The organism is Desulfovibrio sp. 1214_IL3152 (assembly GCF_036763055.1).
Classification (GTDB): domain Bacteria; phylum Desulfobacterota; class Desulfovibrionia; order Desulfovibrionales; family Desulfovibrionaceae; genus Desulfovibrio.
In genome coordinates this window covers 1-1,009 of record NZ_JBAIYW010000616.1, presented here as the reverse complement: position 1 = coordinate 1,009, position 1,009 = coordinate 1, and the positions used below count along the sequence as shown (strand labels likewise).

The following is a 1,009-nucleotide window of genomic DNA, read 5'->3' as shown; positions in this document are numbered from 1 at the left end:
TGGCCCAGCAGGTTGCCGAGCGCGTCAACGGCGCCATGGGCGGCCCCTTTGCCCGCGCCATCGACGACATGTCCATCACGATGGATATTCCGGCGCAGTACCGCAACAACATGGTTCCCCTCATGGCTTCCATCGAAAACCTGGACGTAAGCCCCGACACCGCCGCCAAGGTGGTGGTGGATGAAAAAACCGGCACAGTGGTGCTCGGCCGCGATGTGCGCATTACCCGCACCGCCGTGGCGCACGGCAATTTGCAGATCACCGTGCAGGAGGGCGAGCAGGTATCGCAGCCCGGCCCCTTCTCGCAGGGGCAGACCGTGGTGACGCCCACCACGGAAACCAACGTGCGTGAAGAAAACCGTCACCTCGTTATCGTGGAGGGAGCCACTCTTCAGGAACTGGTGGACGGCCTCAATTCCATCGGGGCCACTCCGCGCGACCTCATCTCCATCCTGCGCACCATGCAGGTTTCAGGTGCGCTGCTGGCGGAACTGGAGGTAATATAAATGACCTCTCCCCTGACCACCGGCCTTGTGCCGCATGAAGCCGGAACGGCGGAAGTATCCCGCCGCGAGTTTCAATCCCGCCTGGCGGGCATAGGGAATCTCAACGGCAAAAAAATGACGGAAGCGGAAAAAGAAAAAAAACTGCGCGAAGCCTGCGAAGGTTTCGAATCGATCTTTATCCAGAAAATGTGGCAGGAAATGCGCAACACCCTGCCCAAGACCAATATGCTGCAAGGCCGCGAAGAGCAGTTCTGGCAGAGCATGTATGACCAGGAACTGGCAAAATCCATGACGGCTGCGGGCGGTATCGGCCTGGCTGACATGATGTATGCCCAGCTTTCGCGCAATCTTGTTTCGGCCAGCCGCAGCACGGCGTCTTCTGTGGGCGGCACGGATTCGGGCTTTACGCCCCAGGCCGCGTCCATATTGCCTGAAACAGGCAATGAAAGCAGTGCCGGAGCCGTGGCAGACGCCCGTGGCGGCACGTCGGCCCCGGGCGGCGA

The 1,009-nt window shown here is 60.8% G+C and carries 2 protein-coding genes; both read left to right on the top strand.

The annotated features are described in order from the left end of the window. On the top strand, nucleotides 1–506 hold a 506-nt coding region (locus tag V6C07_RS12935; protein WP_333536888.1), incomplete at its 5' end, for a flagellar basal body P-ring protein FlgI. After that, nucleotides 507–1,009: rod-binding protein (locus tag V6C07_RS12930; RefSeq protein ID WP_333536887.1), on the top strand; the 503-nt coding region annotated here is incomplete at its 3' end.